The sequence below is a fragment of the Halarcobacter sp. genome, from assembly GCF_963675975.1.
Lineage (GTDB): Bacteria > Campylobacterota > Campylobacteria > Campylobacterales > Arcobacteraceae > Halarcobacter.
In genome coordinates this window covers 976,970-998,227 of record NZ_OY780939.1, presented here as the reverse complement: position 1 = coordinate 998,227, position 21,258 = coordinate 976,970, and the positions used below count along the sequence as shown (strand labels likewise).

Sequence of the window (21,258 nt, the reverse complement as noted above, 5' to 3'; positions counted from 1 at the left end):
AATTAAACCTTTCTTATATCAACAATTGTTTCATGCATCGCTGCACTACCAAACACTGGCTCAATAACATCATCAATAATCATATTATCACTTGCACCATTACCTTTAGCCAATGATAGGTTATCAGATGTAGAACCAAATCCATGTACAAAAAATAAAGTATTAGGTCCAATTTTTTCTGTTGGATAAGCTTTTATTTGTATTTTTCCTACTTTACTCTCTACTTCCACTACATCACCAAACTCAATCCCTCTACTTGTTGCTACTCTTTTGTTTACCCATAAATAGTTTTCTGGTAATAAATCTAACAACATTGCATTATTCGATGTTGCATTTTGGGTAAACTGCGCATGACGTCCAGTAATAAATCTAAATTTATCTTTTGGTGTTGGTGTATACATATCATTTCGCCATGTTGGCATTGCATCAACACCTTTTCTTGCTAAGTTATCTAAAACACATTCAACTTTTCCAGTTGGAGTTTTAAATTTCTTTTTAAGTACTGCTAACTCTTTTTCATCCACACAAGTATCATGGAATACATCAGATTTAAACTCTCCTCTTACAACTGAATAGAATCTTTTCTTTTTTGGATACCATTCATATTCATTAGCAGAAAGTTTTTTAAAGTATTTATCCATATTTAGATAGTAAACACCTTTTTCTCTAAGTTTTTCCCAAACCTCTTTTCCATAAACTTTTTCAACCATATGTCTGTTTATCTCTTCTTGAGATTCTTCAAATGCATCAGCTAAATTAAATCCATTCTCTTCATAATATTCTTCAATCTCTTCTGCTGACATACCATCAATTTCATCTTGTACATCTTCATCATATTTTTTTGTAATTTCCCATAATGGTTTTGAAACTTTTTTAGCTAAACCATGCATTATTTCTATTACTGGTTTAGATTCCCACATTGGTTTTACAGCTGCTTGTCTTAATGCAATTGAAGGTTGTGCTCCACCAAAAGATTTTACAGGATCTTCTCTTTCTAAATATGTACACTCAGGTAAAATCACATCTGCCATCATGGCTGAATCACTTGGCATAGTTTCAATTGCAACTATTAAATCCATTTTTTCAAACATTTTTTTAGTTTTTTTAACATTTGGAACACTTAGCATTGGATTTTGTTTATAAATAAACATTCCTCTAATAGGATAAGAAGATCTTCCCTCTTCAACCATATTTCTCCAAGCAATCCAAGAACCAGAACCACCAATAATTGCTGCTTCATCTTTTTCTATTCTTCCTTCTGCATTTGCATACATAGGGATATTAACATAGTGACTTCCAAGTGGTAATTTTTTACCAAATATAATTCCACCCTCTTTATCAATACCACCACCAAGGGCTGTAAATATAGCTTGAGCTCGTCTTAGTTGGAAATCTTGTTTACTCCAAGCTGTTCGTCTTCCTTGATAATAGATTGATTTAGGAGCATAATGCATAAAATCTCTTGCCATTTTTTTAATCTGCGCTACTTTTATACCTGTAATTAGTTCTGCCCATTCAGGAGTATAATTATTATCTAATATATGTTTTTTATACTCTTCAAATCCATTTACATTTAAAGATACAAATTTTTTGTTATATAACTCTTCAGTTATTACTACATAAGTCATAGCTAAAACTAATGCTAAATCAGTTCCAACTTCAATAGGTACCCACTCATCAGCATGAGCTGCTGTATTTGTAAATCTAGGATCAACAACTACAAGTTTTGCACCTCTTCTTTTTGTTCTTTTAAATAGATCCATAGTATCAGGAGTTACAATAGCTTCTGCTCTATTTGCACCAGCCATAATAATATATTCTGCATTTTCTAAATCAGCTTGTCCATATCCACCTATTGTTAAAGCATAACCAGATGCTGTAGTTTGAAGGCAAATTGAAGCATGATTTACAAAATTTGTTGAACCAAACTTATCTTGCATAAAAGTTTTAAAAGTATGTTCAGCCATACCTTCACCTGCACAATACCCTATACATGATCTATTATCTTCTTCTTCATCTAAAATTTTTGTTAATTTTTCTGATATATAAGTATATGCCTCATCCCAAGTAACTCTTTTATATTTTCCTTCACCTCTTTCTCCTACTCTAATAAGTGGATATTTGATTCTATCAGGATCATATAAAGCTTGAATTCCAGCATTACCCCTAGCACACAACATATTTTGTGATTTAGGAAAGTGTGGATTTGGATCAAGTTTGGTAACCACATTGTTTTCAACTCTGGCATAGGCTGCACATTTATTAACACACATCTCACATAGGGTTGGAACAATTTTTACATCATTTGTATTTTGTGATGTTTTTGTTGTACCATATACCTTTTTATCCTCATGTGATTTGGTATTTGATAGAGCTGAAGTTGACGCAGCTACAACTGAAAGTGCTACTGTACCTTGAAGAAATTTTCTTCTTGAAATCTCAACTTGCATCTTTTCTCCTCTTAATATTTACTTAGTATTTTATATTAATAAGATAATTTTAACATTAAATTTGATAAAAAAAACTTATTTATGAATGACTATTCATACTTTTTATAAGTTTTTATGATTTCTATAGGGAATTATAAGTAAAAATTATTACTTTTTAGTAACTTTTGGAGGATATGTAATATTTATGTCAAAAATTATTCCTTGTTCAAATCCTTTATGACATGCTACACAATTTGATTTTTTTTCAACTATATCATTTTCAAATATTTTTTCTGGAATATCTTTATGTATCTGTTTCCAGTAATTAGTTTTTGTTATAGTATAAAGTTTAGAATTATTTATTTCTCTATTTAAATTATAGGCCGATTCTTTTGTTGATTTATCTGCTGAATTAGTAACCAGATAAGAATTTATTTTTTTTACTAAACTTTCATCTAATTCTAAATCTTCTTCAAAATGTTCATGTTGATTTTTCATTAACTCTGTCCATGAGTTTGCAGGTAGTAAAAAAGGTGGAAACAGGTTATGGCAATCTGAACACTCAAAATAAAAGTCATAATCTAATTCTTTATAAGAGATTTTTTCAAATTTACTTTTAGTAAACATATTATTTGGTGTACAATAAGAGTATACTGCAATAATTAATACACCTATAATATACAGTGAACCTAATAACTTCATTCTAAAAGTAGTAGTAATATCTTCACCCTTAGCTTTTTTATATCCACTAACCATTGCCATTACCATATTTGTTTTATGATAAAACTGTTCTATTAATACACCAGACACATGTGCAAATATCATAACTAGTAATAAATATGCTAAAAATATATGAGTTGAGTCTAATATTTCACTTTTTGAAATATATTTTTCATTTAAAGATGAGAATATCCCATTCCCCTCTTGTATTCCATAAAGTAAAAATCCACTTGTACAACAAATAATACCAAACCACGTTACTAAAAAAGCAAACCAAGATGAAGCTGGATTATGTCCTGGTTGTATTGTTCTATATCTATTTCTAATTTTTTCAACAAAATAAAACTTCAAATCTTTTAATGCAAATTTAAAATCACTCCATCTAGCATATTTAGGTCCAATTACTCCCCATACAATTTTCATCATAAGCATACCAAAAACAACAATACCAATTGAAACATGAAGAGTAAGAAGTTCTTCATAAAAAGATGTTATAAAACAAGAAAATAAACTTATTACTAAAAGCCAATGACTTATTCTACCAAGGAAAGACCAAACGTATGTTCTATAATTATTATTCATATTAACCTGACATATGACTATTCATTCATAAATATATATTTTTAAAAAGTTTACTTTTTACCTATAATTTTTTTAATCAATAAAATAAAACCTCTTAGAATTGCAATCAATAAATATATTAAAAATACATATAATAAGGGATGATAAGGCATTGAATGTGAAAAAAGTGCATTCATATGTTCCACTGGATGGCTAAGCCAAGATGCATAATGAAATACAAAAGATGTTAATATAAATAACACTAAAAAGATAATACTCTCTTTTTTTAAATTAATCATTTTTATCCAATATAAAAAGTAAAGGTAAAACCCTTACTTTTTTAGTTTTTTAAGAAGTTTTCTTCTATGTATTTAGCCATCTCTTTAGGAGTATAACTCATACCTTTTTCTTCAATTTTATTTTGATTATGCTCCATTACTTCATGCTCTGTTCCTGAAGATTGGTTTAATCCACCACTTTGAATATCTAATAACTCTGCTTCAATTTCATGTGCAGTTTTATCATTAAGTGCAGGACCTTTTTTAGCAGGATTTCCCTCTGCATTTCGACCATGACATTTTGAACACATTTCTGCATAAATTTCTGATACAGTATAATTTGTTTTTCCAGTAGTTTTTTTATAATATTTTGCCTCTGAATTAAAAGATGTAAAGATATATTCAGCCATAGATTTTGGCTCATAATTCATACCTTTTTCAATAATCTTTTTCATATTATGTTCCATAACTTCGTGCTCAGTTCCTGAAGATTGGTTTAATCCTCCACTTTTTAAATCATATAAACTGATTTCAAGTTCATGAGCAGTTTGGTCATTTAAAGCTGGACCTTTTTTAGCTGGGTTTCCCTCTGCACTTAATCCATGACATTTAGAACACATTTTTGTATAAATTTCAGCATTTGTATAACTCATATCTGCTGCTGTAGCTTCAAAGGCAAAGAAACATGCTATGAAACCTAATAAAACTGCTTTTTTAACTTGCATTTAAATTCCTTTTTTTAATTACTTAGAGACAGTCACTACAACTGCACCTCTAATATCTCCACTTTTATGTCCATATCCTCTGTCATTTTTATAAATTTCAGAGAACCTCTTTTTAGCTTCTTTATCAACTTTTCTATCTAAACCATGACATTTTTTACAATCTCTACTATTCATTTGAATAGGTGAATAGACTTTATAAGTGTTATCATCAACTATTTGAACAATTTGTTCTGGCTCATAGGCATCTGATTTTTGAATTAAATCAAAAGCTTCTAGTATTTTTATCTCATTTTCTTCTGGTTTTGCTTTATCATTTCTATTATTTAAACTAATTCTTTTTATAGAAATTTTTGAACCATACTTTTCACTTATCTCTTTTTGAATTTTTTTAGAATCATTTATACAAAAATCAGTCATAGTTTTAGTACCACCAGATCTTTTTGCATCTTTTAACTCTTTTTTTAATCTAGATTCAAACTCTTTTGTAACTTTTGAAGCTGTTTTTTTTACACCTTCTAAAGTTAATTTCTGAGCATAAATCAAAGATAAACTACCAATTAAAATAAAAATTGCTATTGCCTTAAATTGTTTTTTCAAAATAGCCTCTCTTATGCTTTACCTGATAACATTCCATAAACTGTCATTGGTTTAAGTAAATAAACTTTTAATAACCACCAAATATATCTCTCTTGTGTAGGATCAAGAGGGAAAGATGGAGTTGGTTTTTTAGTCCAATTAAACTCCGCTAACATAACTTTTCCAATATCTGTAATTAAAGGACACACAGTATAACCTGCATATTTAGCTGCTAATTCTTTTCCTTCCATTGCTGCAATTAAGTTTTCTACTAAAACTTTATATTGTTTTCTTGCACTTCCTCCTGTTTTTCCCATAGGAATACCAGCAACATCCCCAATACCAAATACATTTGGATATCTTGTATGTTGTAATGTTTCTTTGTTTAGTTCAACCCATCCACCTTTTGAAGCACTACCTCTTTGCCATGCTAAACTAGAGTTTTTAACTGCATCAGGTGCTCTCATTGGTGGTGTTACATGCATGAAATCATATTCTCTTTGAACTTTTTTACTTACAGGAATCATCTCATACTCTTCTAAATCTTCATCCCATTCACCTTTTTCAAACCATCTTTTCTCAAAAGTTGCTATTTTATTTTCTGTATCAACTTCTATAAGATTGTTTTTATATTCCCAGTTCATATTTCTAGCTTCAAATTGTTTAACAATTGCCTCATGATATTCTGGAACACCAAACATTTTTGAACCGTTTGGATAAAACCACATATCCACGTTATCTCTAACACCTGCTTCATTTAGTCTTGCATTTGTAAGATACATAATTTTCTTTGGAGCTCCACCACATTTTATTGGAGTATTTGGGTGAGTGTATAAAGCTTTTAATTTTTTACCAGATTTTGCTTCAGAGATTAGCTCTTGCATACCTTTCCAAGTATTAACTGCGCCATCAGCATAATATATAGAATGTAATCCATTTTTACCAATTTTTTCTGATACTTTTTCATTTGCTTCTGCAGAGTGACCTACCCCTTCTAAACCTTTAATTTGTCCGTAATCTAAAACCAATCCAGTAGCAACTATTAAGAAGTCATAAGAGATAGTTTCCCCACTTTCTGTTATCACTTTATTTGCCTCTGGATTAAATTCAGCTACTTTATCTTTTATCATTTTTACACCACTTGGTACAAAATCTTTTGTATTATAAACAATATCTGATTTTTCCCATATACCAGCAGCTACTAATGTTTGTCCTGGTTGATATGATACTGATATTGGATTTGGCTCAATTACTGTAATATCTGGGTTTGATAAATCACTAGATAGTTTTGCTGCCGTTGCAATACCTGCAAGTCCTCCACCAACAATTACAATTTTCCCTTTTGCTTCACTTGCATTAGCAACAGTTGCTGCTTGTGCTTCTGTACCATTTCCCATTAAGAATGATGCTGAACCAAGTCCAGCTAGTTTAAGAGCATCCCTTCTTGATATACCCTTTTTTTTAAGTTCTGAATCTAACATATCTAAAGCTTTTTTAAGCTCGTCGTTATTAACCATACTAAAGTCCTTTAAAATTGTTTTATATAGATTATCTAATTTTAGATAATACAAAACTTAAAGTATACTGAATTTAATAATTATAATTATTAGTTCAGCTTATAAATGATTTAGCTAAGTTATATTGGGTTTTGTCATTTAGATTCAAAAACTCGTTCTCATCGTCACATTGTAGGATTTTTGTTTTTGAATTTTTAATTAAGTAATTTACTTTATGAATATTATTATTTAACATCTCTTTGATTAATGATAAGCAAGATTTATTAAACACACCACATAAATTATGTGTTTTTTCCGCTTCAGGTATTACAATATCGTAATTTATTGATAAATCAATTATTTTTTTTATTGTTTCAATTTTTACAAATGGAGTATCAACTGTAATTATAAATATTCTTTGTTCATTTTCTAATGTTTTAAATATAGTTTCCAATGCAACTATCGGAGAATAGATTTCTCCTTTATCCAAAATTAAATTTTTATCAAAGTCAAATTTATCAGTTTTAGATGATATATATATTTTTTTAAAATGAAGTTTTAATCTATCGTATTGGTATTGAGATAAGGTATTATGATTTGAAAAAGGAAGAAGAGCTTTGTCTTCTCCCATTCTTGAACTTTTCCCTCCACAAAGAATTACACAAGGTATATCAAAATAGAGTGAAGAATCCATATTATAAACTTTTAGGGTCTGTGATATATCCTGAGATTGCACTTGCTGCTGCAACTGCACTATTAGCTAAGTAGATTTTAGAGCTTCTAGAACCCATTCTTCCTACAAAGTTTCTATTAGTTGTTGAGATACAAACCTCTTCATCTCCTAAGATTCCCATATATCCACCTAAACATGCTCCACATGTAGGATTTGAAACAACCGCACCAGCATCAACTAGTGTATCAATATATCCTAATTTTGTAGCTTCTCTAAGGATTTTTTGAGTTCCAGGTGTTAAGATCATTCTTACATGTCTTGCAACTTTTTTACCTTCTAAAATCTCTGCTGCGATTTTAAAGTCAGATAATCTACCATTTGTACATGATCCAATAAATACTTGGTCAACTCTGATTTCATCTGCTACTGCTTGAGAAACTGAGTGTCCATTATCTGGTAAGAAAGGATAAGCAATCACTGGCTCTAAATTAGCAACATCAATCTCAATGATTTTTGTATATTTCGCATCTTCATCAGAATAGTGAATTTTTGGTTCTGCTCTTAATCCACCATTTGCTTCAGTAGTTTTCTTTAAAAACTCTTCAGTAGTTTCATCATAAGCGAAGATACCATTTTTTGCACCAGCTTCAATTGCCATATTACAAATAGAGAATCTATCATCCATAGTTAAATATTGAACTGTATCACCAGTAAATTCTAAAGCTTGATATAAAGCTCCATCAACACCTAATTGTCTAATAACCTCAAGAATAATATCTTTTCCTGAAACATATTCACTTGGTTTACCAGTCATTACAACTTTAATTGATTCTGGAACCTTAAACCAGTTACCACCAGTAATCATACCAAATGAGATATCTGTAGATCCCATACCAGTAGAAAATGCACCTAATCCACCATGTGTACATGTATGTGAATCTGCACCAATAATAACATCTCCTGGTAATACTAAACCTTTTTCTGGTAATAAAGCATGCTCAATTCCCATATCTTTTTCATCAAAGAAATATTTTAAATCATGCTTCATAGCAAAATCTCTTGAGATTTTTGCTTGATTAGCAGATGCAATATCTTTTGCTGGAATAAAGTGATCTAATACAATTGCAAACCCTTCAGGATTAGCTAATTTTTCAAATCCACCCTCTTCAAATGCTCTAATTGAAATAGGAGTTGTAATATCATTTCCAATAACCATATCAATTGGACTTCTTACAATCTCACCTGCAAAAACTTCTCTTCCTACGTGTTCACTAAATATTTTTTCTGTAATTGTTTGACCCATTAATTACTCTCTTAATTTTTAATTTTTGATGGATTATAGCTAAATTTCTTTTAACTACAAATTCTTACCATTTTCTTCTTTTTCTTGATTAACTTTTTTTGAATCTTTAATTTGTTTATAAATAATTATAACAACAGCTAAATCTATTATCACATCTGCTAAGTTAAATATTGCAAATTCAAAACCGTAATGCCAATAAAGATAATCAACAACTCCCCCATAAGTAAACCTATCTAAGATATTAGATAAGCCCCCAGCATACAATAAGCCTACTGGAATATAATATTCATAAAATACATCTTTATTTTTATACAAATATATTGTTCCAGCTAAAACTAAAGCTAATTGAATAAACTTAAGATATTCAGCTAAAAATGAAAACATAGAAAATGCCACACCATAATTATATGCCAATTGTAATGACATTATTGGACCTTCTACATCCCAATCAAAATTAGCAAAGCCATATTTAATTATCTGATCAATAATAAATATTGATGCAAAGATAAAAAATGTAATTTTTATTCTATTTTTCATAAAGACTTTTTAATAAACTTTTCTAATTCGTTCATAGACTTTTCAACATCTTTTTTATTTTTACCTTCTAAAAGAAGTCTTATTTTATTTTCTGTCCCCGAATATCTTATTAAATCCCTAATACCCTTTTGTCTAATACTATTTAAGAGTTCTTCTAAACCTTCAACTTGCTCTAATGGTTTTTTTTCTGTGACTTTTACATTAACTAAAAGTTGGGGATAAAGATCAAAAGGGTTTAATATTTCACTTGCTTTTTTCTTACTTCTTAACATTAAAGCTAATACTTGAAGTGCTGAGGCTAAGCCATCACCTGTTTTTGCAACATCTGAAAATATTATATGACCACTTTGTTCTCCACCAAAATTTACACCATTTTTCTTCATTTGTTCTAACACGTGTTTATCACCAACATCAGATCTTAATAGCTTAAGCTCATAAGAGTTTAAAAAATCTTCTAATGCTTTATTTGACATCACTGTAGCAACGCAAGCATCACCTTTTAAAATATTTTCTTGTTTTAAAAATAATGCAAGAGCTCCTAAAAGTTTATCCCCATGGATTACATTACCTTTTTCATCAACTACTACAAGTCTATCTGCATCACCATCAAGTGCAATTCCAATATCAGCTCTATATTCTCTAACTAATTTGCCAACTTGTTCAGGGTGTAGTGCGCCACAACTTTCATTTATATTATAACCATTTGGCTCATCATTGATTGTTATAACATCTGCACCCAATTCATCTAATATTGTTGGAGCTACTTTATATGCTGCACCATTTGCACAGTCAAGAACAATTCTAATACCTTTTAATGTTAAATCTTGTGGAAAAGTACTTTTAATAGATACTATATATCTTCCTATTACATCATCAATTCTTTTTGAAGAGCCAATCTCTCTTCCTGTCATCTCTTCTTCTTGTAATAATTCTCTATTTTGAAATATTTTTTCAATTTCTGATTCACCATCGCTGCTTAACTTGTCTCCATGGTTATCAAAAAACTTAATTCCATTATCTTCAAAGGGATTATGAGAAGCAGATATCATAATACCGCCATCACATCTCATAGATTCAGTTAAATATGCAATTGCTGGTGTTGGCATTGGTCCAATTTGAATAACGTCATATCCAACTGATGTTAATCCACTTACAAGTGCATTTTCAATCATATAACCACTTCTTCTTGTATCTTTTCCTACTAATATTTTATTTGTTGTTGAAAATTTTCTAAAATATATACCAGCTGCTTTTGCTAACTTTAATACTGTAATTGCATCTAAAAATTCGCCCGCTTTACCACGAACCCCATCAGTTCCAAATAGTTTCATGTAATTTCCTACTTTTTTATTAAACTTACCTTATTTTAAACTAACTTTAAAGTTATTTGGATATTATTCTACCCTTAAAAATTTTACAAAGAGGTTAAATTAATATGGCAAATCATAAATCTGCTGAAAAAAGAGCAAGACAAACTAAGGTAAAAACTGAAAGAAACAGATTTTACAAAACTAGAATTAAAAACGTAACAAAAGATGTATTAGTTGCAATCGAAGCTGCTGATAAAGAAAAAGCTGCTGAAGCAATCAAAGCTGCTAACAAATATATTCACCACTGTGTTTCAAAAGGTATCCTTAAAAAAGGTAACGCAGCAAGAAAAGTTAGTAGATTACAAACTAAAGTAAATGCTATATAACTTTAATATTTTATATATTTAGTCTATAACATTTAATAAATACAAACAAATATATGCTACAAGATAAACTACAGCCTTTTATAGACAGATATGAAGAGATTAATAATTTATTAATCTCTCCTGACATCACATCTGATATAAAAAAGATGACAGATCTTTCTAAAGAACAATCAAGTATTGAACCAATTGTTACTAAAGCAAAAGAATATAAGAAAGTATTAGAAGATATAGAAGATAATAAACTAATGCTTGACGATGATGAATTAGGTGAATTAGCAAAAGAGGAATTAAAAGATTTAGAATCATTAAAACCTCAATTGGAAGAAGAGATAAAATTCTTAATGATTCCAAAAGATCCTAATGATGAAAAAAATATATATTTAGAGCTTAGAGCAGGAACTGGTGGAGATGAAGCTGCAATTTTCGTAGGTGACCTTTTTAGAGGTTATTTAAGATATGCAGAAAATAATGGTTGGAAAGTAGAGATCATGAACCAAAGTGAGAGTGAAGCTGGTGGCTATAAAGAGATTGTTGCCTTATTTAAAGGTGACCATGTTTACTCAAAACTAAAGTTTGAAGGTGGTACTCATAGAGTTCAAAGGGTACCTGCAACAGAATCTCAAGGAAGAGTTCATACTTCAGCAATAACAGTTGCTGTAATGCCTGAAGTTGATGATGTTGAGATTGAGATAAATCCAAATGATCTTAAAATTGATGTGATGAGAGCAAGTGGTAATGGTGGGCAATCAGTAAATACTACAGATTCAGCAGTAAGAATCACACATATTCCAACAGGAATTGTTGTTACAAACCAAGACCAAAAATCTCAGCATAAAAATAAAGACAAAGCCATGAAAGTGTTAAAAGCTAGGCTTTATGATATACAAATGCAAGAGAAAATGGAAGCAGAGGGTGCTAACAGAAAAGAACAAGTTGGAACTGGTGATAGAAGTGGAAGAATTAGAACATATAATTATCCACAAAATAGAGTTTCAGACCATAGAATAAATTTAACTTTGTATAGACTTGATTATATTATGAATGATGGTCTATTTAATGAAATAATTGACCCACTGATAACAGACTATCAAGCAAGACTAATAGAGGCTAATGGATTATAAAATCCATTACCTATACCTTACAAAAATTCAAAAAAACACTTTTTTATCCTAATAATACATAAAGGTTAAAGTAACCAAAATGTAATTGTTTCCATATATAATTCCATATCTTAATTTTTTACGGAGACAAAAATGACAATGAAAAAAACAACACTTGCTTTATTAGCATCTGCTGCACTTACTGTATCTTTAAGTGCTAGAGACCAAATTAAAATTGTAGGTTCATCTACAGTTTATCCATTCTCTTCTGCTGTAGCTGAAGAACTAGGTGCAACAACTAAATACCCAACTCCAGTAGTTGAATCAACTGGTTCAGGTGGTGGTATGAAACTATTTTGTGCTGGAAATGATTTAAATACTCCAGATATTACAAATGCATCAAGAAGAATGAAAACTAAAGAGTTTACACTTTGTGAAAAAAATGGTGTAACTGATATTACTGAATCAGTAATTGGATATGATGGTATCGCATTTGCTCAAGATAAATCAAACTCTGCTTTTAACGTAACTAGAGAACAATTAGCATTAGCTGTTGCTGCTGAAGTTCCATCAAAAGATGGTAAATCATTAATTGCTAACCCATATAAAAAATGGTCAGATATTGATGCTTCTTTACCAAATAGAGAAATTATTGTTTATGGACCACCAAAATCTTCTGGTACAAGAGATGCCTTTGAAGAATTAGTAATGCAACATGTATTCAAAAAAATGGCTGTATATACAGACCTTTATAAAGCTGATAAAACTGCAAACAAAAAATATAAAAAATACTCTGTAATTAGAACAGATGGTGTTTATGTTCCATCTGGTGAAAATGACAATATTATTGTTCAAAAATTAACTAAAAATAAAGAAGCATTCGGTATTTTTGGATTCTCTTTCTTAGAAGAAAACGAAGATAAACTATCTGGTTCTACAATCAATGGAATAGCTCCAACTCCAGATAACATCTCTTCTGCTAAATACCCAGTATCTAGATCATTATTCTTCTATACTAAAAACTCTCACAAAAAAGATGTTCCTGCAATGAACAAATATATTGAGATGTTTATGTCTGAAAATATGATTGGTAACAATGGTATTTTAACTGAAATTGGTCTTATTCCTTTACCAGGATCTGAAAGAACTGCTATTAGAAAAGCTGTTTTAGAAGGTAAAAAACTTACATTAGATGCTTTAAAACACTAATCTAAATTAAAAGAGAAGCAATGCTTCTCTTTTAACTGTTAAATTTATAACTAGGTTTTATCTATTTATCCAAATAAAACTTAGTTATAAGTCTAATCTCAAGGCAAAAAAATAGAAAATAAAATTGATATAGGTAAACTAGATTTTGCCTTTCAACCAATAATTAATACTAACTCAGGTAAAACTTTTGCTGTAGAAGCATTACTTAGAAACTGTCAAGAACTTAACTTCAAATCAATAAATAACTTCTTTGATTATCTAGCCAAAGAGGAGATACTTTTTGATTATGATATTAAATTAAGAAAAAAAGCTCTAAAAAAATTCAAGAAAATTGATCTTCCTAATATAAAGCTTTTTTACAATCTTGATAATAGAGTTTTTAATATGCCAAATAAAAAACTTGGTAAAACACTAGAAATATTAAAGGAATTAGATATAAAACCCGATAGATTGTGTTTTGAGTTAACAGAGCATAATCTTTTTGAAGATGAAAAAAACCTTCAAGACGCAATTAAAAACTATAATCATAATGAGATTAAAACTGCAATTGATGATTTTGGTACAGGAGTTTCAGGATTACACCTTCTTTATATTTCAGATACAAATTTTGTAAAAATAGATAAATTCTTTATTTCCCATATTGATAAAGATCCTAAAAAAAGACTTTTTTGTTCTTCAATAGTTGAAATGGCACACACTATGGGAATACAAGTAATTGCAGAAGGTATTGAAAGAGTCGAGGAGTATCTAACTTGCAAAGATATAAAAGTTGATTACCTACAAGGTTACCTTTTTTGCAGACCCACAACAGATATAGAAGAGATTAAAAAGAGTTATAAAGGAAAAAGTTTTTTAAAAAAAGATAGAAGACTATTAAGTAACAATATTGATAAATCATTTATTGAAAAAGTTGATGCTATAACCGATGATTCTTCTTTACATGACCTTTTTATATACTTTAAAGAACATACAAAAAATACCTTTGTACCAGTAGTAAACTCTGAAAAAAAGATTTTAGGAGCCATATATGAAGTAGATATAAAAAAAATATCTTATTCTCAGTATGGCTTATCTCTTGCAAAAAATCAATCATTTAAAGCAAAATTAAAACACTACTTACAACCAGTACCTGAAATAGATATAAGTTGGGGAATTGATAAAGCCTTAGAGATTTTTAATATGAGAAATGATGCTAAAGGTATTTTTGTTAGTAAAGATTCAATATATTATGGATTTATCAGTCTAAACAATCTTCTTCTTTTATCCTATAAAAGAAATATAGAAATTGCAGAAAACCAAAACCCCCTTACTAAACTGCCAGGAAACAATCAAATTGATGATTTTATTTATAATATATTTGATAAAAAATTGCAGGCACAAATAATATATTTCGATTTTAATGATTTTAAACCTTTTAACGACACATATGGGTTTAGACTTGGAGATAGAGCAATTTTGATGTTTTCAGAAATACTTCAAAAATATCTTTCAAGGGAAAGCTTCATAGCTCATATAGGTGGAGATGATTTCTTTGTTGGTTTTGTAAATATGAGTTATGAAAATGTTTATAATATGATTTTTAATATACAAAAAGAGTTTGAGCACAATGTACAAAGTCTTTACAATGAAAATGATTTAAAAAAAGGTCATATCACTGCAAAAGATAGATATGGCACAACAAGAGAGTTTGAACTGTTAAGTATCTCAGCATCAATTATTGAAGTAAATGAAAATAGTAGTATTGAGAACTTTAACTCAAAACTTGGGGAGATAAAAAAAAGATCAAAAGCTGTTAATAAACCTTTTGGTATCTGCATAAATATGTAACTTTACTGTAACCATTTTGTAATACAATTCTCAAAATTTATTTGAAAGGTAAATATTGCATTCATTTGAGTCTAAAAACAGATCAACAGTAATGAAAGAAAGAATAATCAAAACAGCATTGATTGTAGCTTCTACTATATCTATTCTTACAACGTTTGGTATTCTTTTTTCAATACTTTTTGAAGCTATTTCATTTTTTCAATTGAGAAGCTTTTGGTATTTCCTAACAGGTCTAGAATGGTCTCCTGGTATCGTAGGAAGTAAGTTTGGTGCAGTTCCTATTTTTGCTGGTACATTAATGATTACATTTATAGCAATGTTAGTAGCTATTCCAGTAGGTCTTGGTAGTGCAGTTTATATGAGTGAATATGCAAGTGGAAAAACAAGAGATTATTTAAAACCTATATTAGAGATACTTGCAGGTATTCCAACGGTTGTATATGGTTTCTTTGCTGCAATTACAGTTGCTCCATTTGTTGTAAAAGCTGCTGATTTTTTTGGATTAGAAGCGACATTTAATTCTGCATTAGCTTCTGGAATTGTAATGGGTATTATGATTATTCCTGTAATATCATCACTATCTGATGATGTAATTCGTGCAGTTCCAGATAGTCAAAGAAAAGCTTCTTTAGGTCTGGGTATGACTCAAGGTGAAACTATTAAAAATATCGTATTACCTTCTGCTCTTCCAGGTATTATATCTGCAACACTTCTTGGTTTTTCAAAAGCAATTGGGGAAACAATGATTGTTGTTATGGCAGCAGGTTTACGACCAAACTTATCAATCAACCCATTAGAAGATATGACAACGGTAACAGTTAGAATCGTTGATGCTTTAGTTGGGGATCAAGCGTTTAACTCTCCTGAAACACTTTCTGCTTTTGCATTAGGTCTTGCATTATTTGTTGTAACATTGATTTTGAATATTATCTCATTAACAATGATTAGAAAATTTAAAGAAAAATATAAAGTGAATACATTATGATGAAAAGAAAAAATAAAAATATAGATAACCCTTTTTACGATCCATCATTGACGAAAAGACATAGAAGTTCTAAAAGATTTAAAACTTTTACAGTATCATCTTTAGTTTTTTCAATAGCATTTCTTGTATTTTTCCTTTATGATATGGTATCTAAAGGAAGCCCTGCTTTCCAACAAGCTTATTTACATATAGATGTGACTTATTCACAAGAATCAAAAAAGAGTTATAGAAAAGCAATTGATAGAAAATATTCAAGAATAGTATCAAGAGCATGGTTAAGAATGGTTCCAAAGATGATTGAAGAAAATCCAGAACTAATGGGAAAAACTATTAAAACATGGGTTTTAGCAGATGATCAAGTAGACCAATATTTAAAAGGGCACTATTATAAACTAAAAAGAAAAGATAGAGCTTTAGTTGATGATATGAAAGCATTTGGAGATATTGAACTTAAATTCAATGAAATCTTCTTTAAAAATGGGGATTCAAAAACTCCTGAATATGCAGGTTTACAATCAGCAATTATTGGTTCAGTATTAACTCTTATTATTACAATGCTTTTTGCATTTCCTATTGGAGTTATGACAGCAATTTATCTTGAAGAGTTTGCAGATGATAATAAATTCACCCAAACAATTGAAGTAAATATTAATAACCTAGCAGCTATTCCATCAATTCTTTTTGGTCTTTTAGGTTTAGCTATATTTATTAATCTATTTGGATTTCCTAGATCCTCACCTTTAGTTGGTGGTTTAACTTTAGCACTTATGACTCTACCAATCATTATTGTAAGTTCAAGAGCAGCACTAAGAGCAGTTCCTGATTCTATTAGACAAGCTGGATATGGTTTAGGTTTAACAAAAATTGAAGTAACAAGAGACCATGTTTTACCACTGGCTTTTCCTGGTATTTTAACTGGTTCAATTATTGGTTTAGCTCAAGCGATGGGTGAAACAGCACCACTTATTATTATTGGTATGATTGCATTTATTCCAGATTCTCCAGGTTCAATTTTTGAAGCTGCAACTGTTATGCCAGCACAATTATTTACTTGGGCAGGTATGCCAGAAAGAATGTATGTAGAAAAAACTGCAGCAGGAATTATGGTGTTATTAACAATTCTAATTTCTTTAAATTCATTAGCAATTTATCTAAGAAAAAAATATGAAGTAAAATGGTAGAGGAAAAATAAAAATGTCAGATAATAAAATTAAAGTAGATGTAAAAGAATTAAACCTTTGGTACGGAGAGAATCATGCGCTTCATAATATTACTGTACCACTATATGAAAATAAAATTACAGCACTAATCGGACCATCAGGTTGTGGTAAATCAACATTCCTTAGATGTTTAAATAGAATGAATGATTTAATTTCAATAGTAAAAATTGATGGTTCTGTTGTAATTGATGAGAAAAACATTTATGATAAAGATGTAGATGAAGTAAGTGTTAGAAAAAGAATTGGTATGGTTTTTCAACAACCAAATCCATTTCCAAAATCAATTTATGATAATGTTGCCTATGCACCTTTAAAACATAGCCTTGTAAAAAAAGGAAAAGATTGTGATGACCTTGTGGAAAAATCATTAAGAGATGCTGGACTTTGGGAAGAAGTAAAAGATAAATTAAATGATCCAGGAACATCACTTTCAGGTGGTCAACAACAAAGATTATGTATCGCAAGAACAATTGCTGTTAAACCAGAAGTAATTTTAATGGATGAACCAACTTCTGCACTTGACCCTATTTCAACTGAAAAAATTGAAGCATTAATGCTTGAATTAAAAGAGAAATATACAATTATCACTGTTACCCATAATATGCAACAAGCGGCAAGAGTTGCAGACTATACAGCATTTTTCCACTTAGGAAAACTGATTGAGTATGATGAAACAGATACAATATTTGTTAATCCATCAAATAAAAAGACTGAAGATTATATTACAGGAAGGTTCGGATAATGTTAAAGCCATATGAAGAAAATGTACAAAAAATAAAAGAAGAGATTTATAGTATAGGTCAAGAAGTGATTCATGCAAATAAGATATCACTATCTGCATTAAAAGAGAATGATCTTACTATGTTAAAAGATGTAAATCTATCAATTAGAACTTTATCAGTAAAATCTAATGAGATAGATAATTTAATAGTTAAAACATTAGCTTTATATTCACCAGAGGCTAGAGATTTAAGAGAGATGGTGTCTTATCTTAAAATCACTAATGAACTATTAAGAGCTGGTGCAAACTCTAAATCTTTTGTAAAGACATTTAAAAAATCTTTTACTGAAGACTTAGATAAACATACAATATTAGAGTATGCTATTCCTTTATTAAAAGCTTCAAATTTAGCTTTAGAAATAGCAGTAAGCCTACTAAAAGACCCAAAAGAGTTATCAATTGAGTCTGGTTTTAATAAAGTATGTGTAGAAGAGAGTAAAACAGATGATTTATATGCAATCATTGAAAAAAATACTTTAAAACTTATCACAAAAAATATTGAATTATCAAAAGACTATTTTGATGTTTTAAGTAGTTTAAGAAGACTTGAAAAAACAGCTGATAGAGCTGCATCTATAGCTAATCTTTTATTGTTTGCTGAAATTGGTGGTTCAATAGAACAAGCAAAATAGGTTTAATGAAAAAGCTATTTACAAATATACAAACATACTTTAGCAACAACTATGAAGTTCTAGCTGCAACTATTATATTTCTAATAGTTGTAGGAACTAAGCAAGAGTTTTATAAAGCGATTGTTCTTATGCTGGAATTCATAGTTGTTATGGAAGTTGTAAAGATGATTTCTGATTTTATAAAAAAAGAGAAATTAAGACTTAGATTTGTGATAGACATATTTATTATATTCCTAATAAGAGATGTAATTATTAATGCTTCCCTTCCAAATAAAGACTATTTTACTATACTTTTTCTTCTTTTTGTGATTTTTATATTCTTTATTTTCAGGATTTTAGCAATAAAATATTCCCCAGGAGTTATAAACATCTCTGAAAAACTAAATACTAAAAAAGAAATAACTAATGAATGAAAAACTAATATTAATCGTTGAAGATGAAGAGGATATTTTAGAACTTCTTGAATACTCACTTCAAAAAGAGGGATATGAAACTATTGGATTTTTAAATGTAAATGAAAATCTTGAAAAAGTTTTAGAAGAAGAACCTATAGATTTGATTATTATGGATAGAAATTTACCAGGTATTGATGGAACAGAATTTATATCAAGTATAAAGAAAAAAGGTTACAATGCACCAGTTGTTTATCTTACAGCAAAAGATAGAGATGAAGATATTCTTGAAGGTTTTGATGCCCATGCTGATGATTATATTACTAAACCTTTTAATATAAAAGAGACTCTTGCTAGAATAAAAGCTATAATTAGAAGATCAAATAATGATGTTGATGTATTAAGAGTAAGAGATATTATATATAAAGCTACAAATAAAAAATTCTATATTGAAGGTGAAGAGGTTGAATTAACACACCTTGAACACGACTTATTATTAGAATTTATAAAGAATAAAGATATTTTAATGACAAGAGAGCATCTACTTGAAGCAGTTTGGGAAGACTCTTATGATAAAAAACTTAAAACTGTAAATGTTGCAATAAAAAGATTAAAAGCGAAAATAGACCCAAATAATAAAAAAGAATATATAAAATCAGTTAGAGGGGAAGGTTACCTGTTTTGCTAAAACTTCACCAGCTGTTTTTACGTACCTTTTCACTTATATTTTTACTTATGTTACTTGTATTAAGTGTTACGATATATTTATGGTCAAAACATATCTATTTGGATCAAATAGAAAAAAACTTATCACAAAATATTGATTCACTCTCTTTTTCTTTTACAAGTTTGGACAATGTAAAATATATTGTAAAAACCTTTAAAGCAAAAACTGGAAATAGAATAACTATTATTGATGAAAAAGGTACTGTAATAGCCGACAGTGATAAAAATATTAAACGAATGGAAAACCATTCTAATAGATATGAAATCATTCATGCTAAATATAATGGTTATGGTAAAAAAATTAGATTTTCCCACACTTTAAATCAAGAACTACTTTATGTGGCAAAAAAAATTGTTGTTGATGATAAAATCTATTATATTAGATTAGCGGATTATACTTATAAAATCCAAGATAACTTTACAGAATTGGTATATCAGCTTATAGCATTTTTAACACTATTTTTAGTGGGATTCTTTTTTGTAACATATTATCTTAGTTTAAAAATAAAAGATGAAACAAACTCTATACTTGAATATCTAATTCAAATGAGTAATAAAAAACCCCGACAAGAGATATATTCAGATTTTTGTGAAGAGTTTAACAAAATAACAAGACTTTTAAATAAAGTTGCAAGTAAGTTGTCAAAAAGAGAGAAACAAAAAGCTAAACAAACAGCAAAATTGAAAGTTGCTAATAGACAAAAAGATGAGATAATCTCAGCAATTTCCCATGAGTTTAAAAATCCAATTGCAATTATTACAGGTTATGCAGAAACTATTTTAAATGATAAAGAGCTACCTGATAAGATGCAAACTAATTTCTTAAATAAGATTTATAGTAATGGGAATAAAATGTCTCATATTATTGATAAATTAAGGCTTACTTTAAAACTTGAAGAGGGTAAACAAAATATAATGACTACCGAGTGCTCTTTACGTAAATTACTTGATGAAATTGTTTCTGATTTACAAGACAAATATACACAAAGAGAGATTCATATTTTAGGGGAAGACGTAAAAATAAAAATAGATGAAACTCTTTTTTCTATGGTTTTAACTAATTTAATTGAAAATGCCTTAAAATATTCAGAAGATGAAGTTACAATAAAAATTGAACAAGATTCAATCTGCGTAATTGATAAAGGGATTGGAATAGATGAAGACGAAATAAGAAAAATCAATCAAAAATTTTACAGGGTCTCACAAAATGGCTGGAATAACTCTTTAGGATTGGGACTTTTTATTGTTCATTCTATTTTAAAACTGCACAATTTTGAACTTATTATTCATAGTAAAATACATGAAGGTTCAGAATTTCAAATAAAATATTAAATATTACTTAATTTAAGTAATATTTAAGCATACTTAGACTAATATTCCACCTCATTAACA

General features: G+C 29.1%; 21 protein-coding genes. 11 read left to right on the top strand and 10 right to left on the bottom strand.

The window, feature by feature from the left end; genetic code table 11:
* Positions 1-2: 2 nt before the first annotated feature.
* The 10 genes from ACKU3H_RS04965 to glmM all read right to left on the bottom strand — a co-directional run bounded on the left by ACKU3H_RS04965 (position 3) and on the right by glmM (position 10,629).
* Complete coding sequence (locus ACKU3H_RS04965; protein WP_320035874.1) at positions 3-2,450, bottom strand: molybdopterin-dependent oxidoreductase; 2,448 nt, start codon at positions 2,448-2,450, stop codon at positions 3-5.
* Positions 2,451-2,597: 147 nt separating this feature from the next.
* Positions 2,598-3,731: a cytochrome b/b6 domain-containing protein gene (locus ACKU3H_RS04960; protein ID WP_320035873.1), complete on the bottom strand. Its 1,134-nt coding sequence runs from the start codon at positions 3,729-3,731 to the stop codon at positions 2,598-2,600.
* A gap of 50 nt (positions 3,732-3,781) precedes the next feature.
* Positions 3,782-4,009 carry a hypothetical protein gene (locus ACKU3H_RS04955; RefSeq protein ID WP_320035872.1) on the bottom strand — a complete coding sequence of 76 codons (228 nt, stop codon included), beginning with the start codon at positions 4,007-4,009 and terminating at the stop codon, positions 3,782-3,784.
* A 41-nt stretch (positions 4,010-4,050) separates the two neighbouring features.
* A complete protein-coding gene (locus ACKU3H_RS04950; RefSeq protein ID WP_320035871.1) occupies positions 4,051-4,713 on the bottom strand; it encodes a c-type cytochrome in 663 nt (220 codons plus the stop codon).
* A gap of 18 nt (positions 4,714-4,731) precedes the next feature.
* On the bottom strand, positions 4,732-5,310 hold the full coding sequence (locus ACKU3H_RS04945) for a DUF3365 domain-containing protein (protein ID WP_320035870.1): 579 nt from the start codon (positions 5,308-5,310) through the stop codon (positions 4,732-4,734).
* A gap of 11 nt (positions 5,311-5,321) precedes the next feature.
* Positions 5,322-6,806 carry an FAD/NAD(P)-binding oxidoreductase gene (locus tag ACKU3H_RS04940; RefSeq protein ID WP_320035869.1) on the bottom strand — a complete coding sequence of 495 codons (1,485 nt, stop codon included), beginning with the start codon at positions 6,804-6,806 and terminating at the stop codon, positions 5,322-5,324.
* Between the two features lie 94 nt (positions 6,807-6,900).
* Positions 6,901-7,479 carry a molybdenum cofactor guanylyltransferase MobA gene (gene mobA, locus ACKU3H_RS04935; RefSeq protein ID WP_320035868.1) on the bottom strand — a complete coding sequence of 193 codons (579 nt, stop codon included), beginning with the start codon at positions 7,477-7,479 and terminating at the stop codon, positions 6,901-6,903.
* A gap of 1 nt (position 7,480) precedes the next feature.
* Positions 7,481-8,761, bottom strand: a complete 1,281-nt coding sequence (locus ACKU3H_RS04930; protein WP_320035867.1) for a 3-isopropylmalate dehydratase large subunit — start codon at positions 8,759-8,761, stop codon at positions 7,481-7,483.
* Positions 8,762-8,815: 54 nt separating this feature from the next.
* A complete protein-coding gene (gene lspA, locus ACKU3H_RS04925) occupies positions 8,816-9,298 on the bottom strand; it encodes a signal peptidase II (protein ID WP_320035866.1) in 483 nt (160 codons plus the stop codon).
* Complete coding sequence (gene glmM / locus ACKU3H_RS04920; protein ID WP_320035865.1) at positions 9,295-10,629, bottom strand: phosphoglucosamine mutase; 1,335 nt, start codon at positions 10,627-10,629, stop codon at positions 9,295-9,297. The genes lspA and glmM overlap by 4 nt, the downstream gene beginning before the upstream one ends.
* Before the next feature lie 104 nt (positions 10,630-10,733).
* Here glmM and rpsT point away from each other — a divergent pair, with 104 nt between their 5' ends.
* The 11 genes from rpsT (at position 10,734) to ACKU3H_RS04865 (ending at position 21,198) form a co-directional block, all read left to right on the top strand.
* The gene (rpsT, locus tag ACKU3H_RS04915) at positions 10,734-10,994 is read left to right on the top strand and encodes a 30S ribosomal protein S20 (protein ID WP_320035864.1); all 261 of its coding nucleotides are present in this window, start codon (positions 10,734-10,736) and stop codon (positions 10,992-10,994) included.
* A gap of 53 nt (positions 10,995-11,047) precedes the next feature.
* Entirely contained in the window at positions 11,048-12,115 is a 1,068-nt protein-coding gene (gene prfA / locus ACKU3H_RS04910) for a peptide chain release factor 1 (protein WP_320035863.1), read from the top strand.
* Between the two features lie 138 nt (positions 12,116-12,253).
* Positions 12,254-13,303, top strand: a complete 1,050-nt coding sequence (locus ACKU3H_RS04905) for a substrate-binding domain-containing protein (protein WP_407933687.1) — start codon at positions 12,254-12,256, stop codon at positions 13,301-13,303.
* 111 nt (positions 13,304-13,414) lie between these two features.
* A complete protein-coding gene (locus ACKU3H_RS04900) occupies positions 13,415-15,130 on the top strand; it encodes a GGDEF domain-containing protein (RefSeq protein ID WP_320036463.1) in 1,716 nt (571 codons plus the stop codon).
* 91 nt (positions 15,131-15,221) lie between these two features.
* On the top strand, positions 15,222-16,115 hold the full coding sequence (gene pstC, locus ACKU3H_RS04895) for a phosphate ABC transporter permease subunit PstC (protein WP_320036462.1): 894 nt from the start codon (positions 15,222-15,224) through the stop codon (positions 16,113-16,115).
* On the top strand, positions 16,112-17,296 hold the full coding sequence (gene pstA / locus ACKU3H_RS04890; protein WP_320035861.1) for a phosphate ABC transporter permease PstA: 1,185 nt from the start codon (positions 16,112-16,114) through the stop codon (positions 17,294-17,296). The genes pstC and pstA overlap by 4 nt, the downstream gene beginning before the upstream one ends.
* 13 nt (positions 17,297-17,309) lie before the next feature.
* Entirely contained in the window at positions 17,310-18,077 is a 768-nt protein-coding gene (gene pstB / locus ACKU3H_RS04885; protein ID WP_320035860.1) for a phosphate ABC transporter ATP-binding protein PstB, read from the top strand.
* Positions 18,077-18,748, top strand: coding sequence for a PhoU domain-containing protein (locus tag ACKU3H_RS04880; RefSeq protein ID WP_320035859.1), 672 nt, complete (start codon positions 18,077-18,079; stop codon positions 18,746-18,748). The genes pstB and ACKU3H_RS04880 overlap by 1 nt, the downstream gene beginning before the upstream one ends.
* Before the next feature lie 5 nt (positions 18,749-18,753).
* The gene (locus ACKU3H_RS04875) at positions 18,754-19,161 is read left to right on the top strand and encodes a phosphate-starvation-inducible PsiE family protein (RefSeq protein WP_320035858.1); all 408 of its coding nucleotides are present in this window, start codon (positions 18,754-18,756) and stop codon (positions 19,159-19,161) included.
* The gene (locus tag ACKU3H_RS04870; RefSeq protein WP_320035857.1) at positions 19,154-19,828 is read left to right on the top strand and encodes a response regulator transcription factor; all 675 of its coding nucleotides are present in this window, start codon (positions 19,154-19,156) and stop codon (positions 19,826-19,828) included. The genes ACKU3H_RS04875 and ACKU3H_RS04870 overlap by 8 nt, the downstream gene beginning before the upstream one ends.
* The gene (locus ACKU3H_RS04865) at positions 19,822-21,198 is read left to right on the top strand and encodes an ATP-binding protein (protein ID WP_320035856.1); all 1,377 of its coding nucleotides are present in this window, start codon (positions 19,822-19,824) and stop codon (positions 21,196-21,198) included. Before ACKU3H_RS04870 ends, ACKU3H_RS04865 begins: the two co-directional genes overlap by 7 nt.
* Positions 21,199-21,258 lie beyond the last annotated feature (60 nt).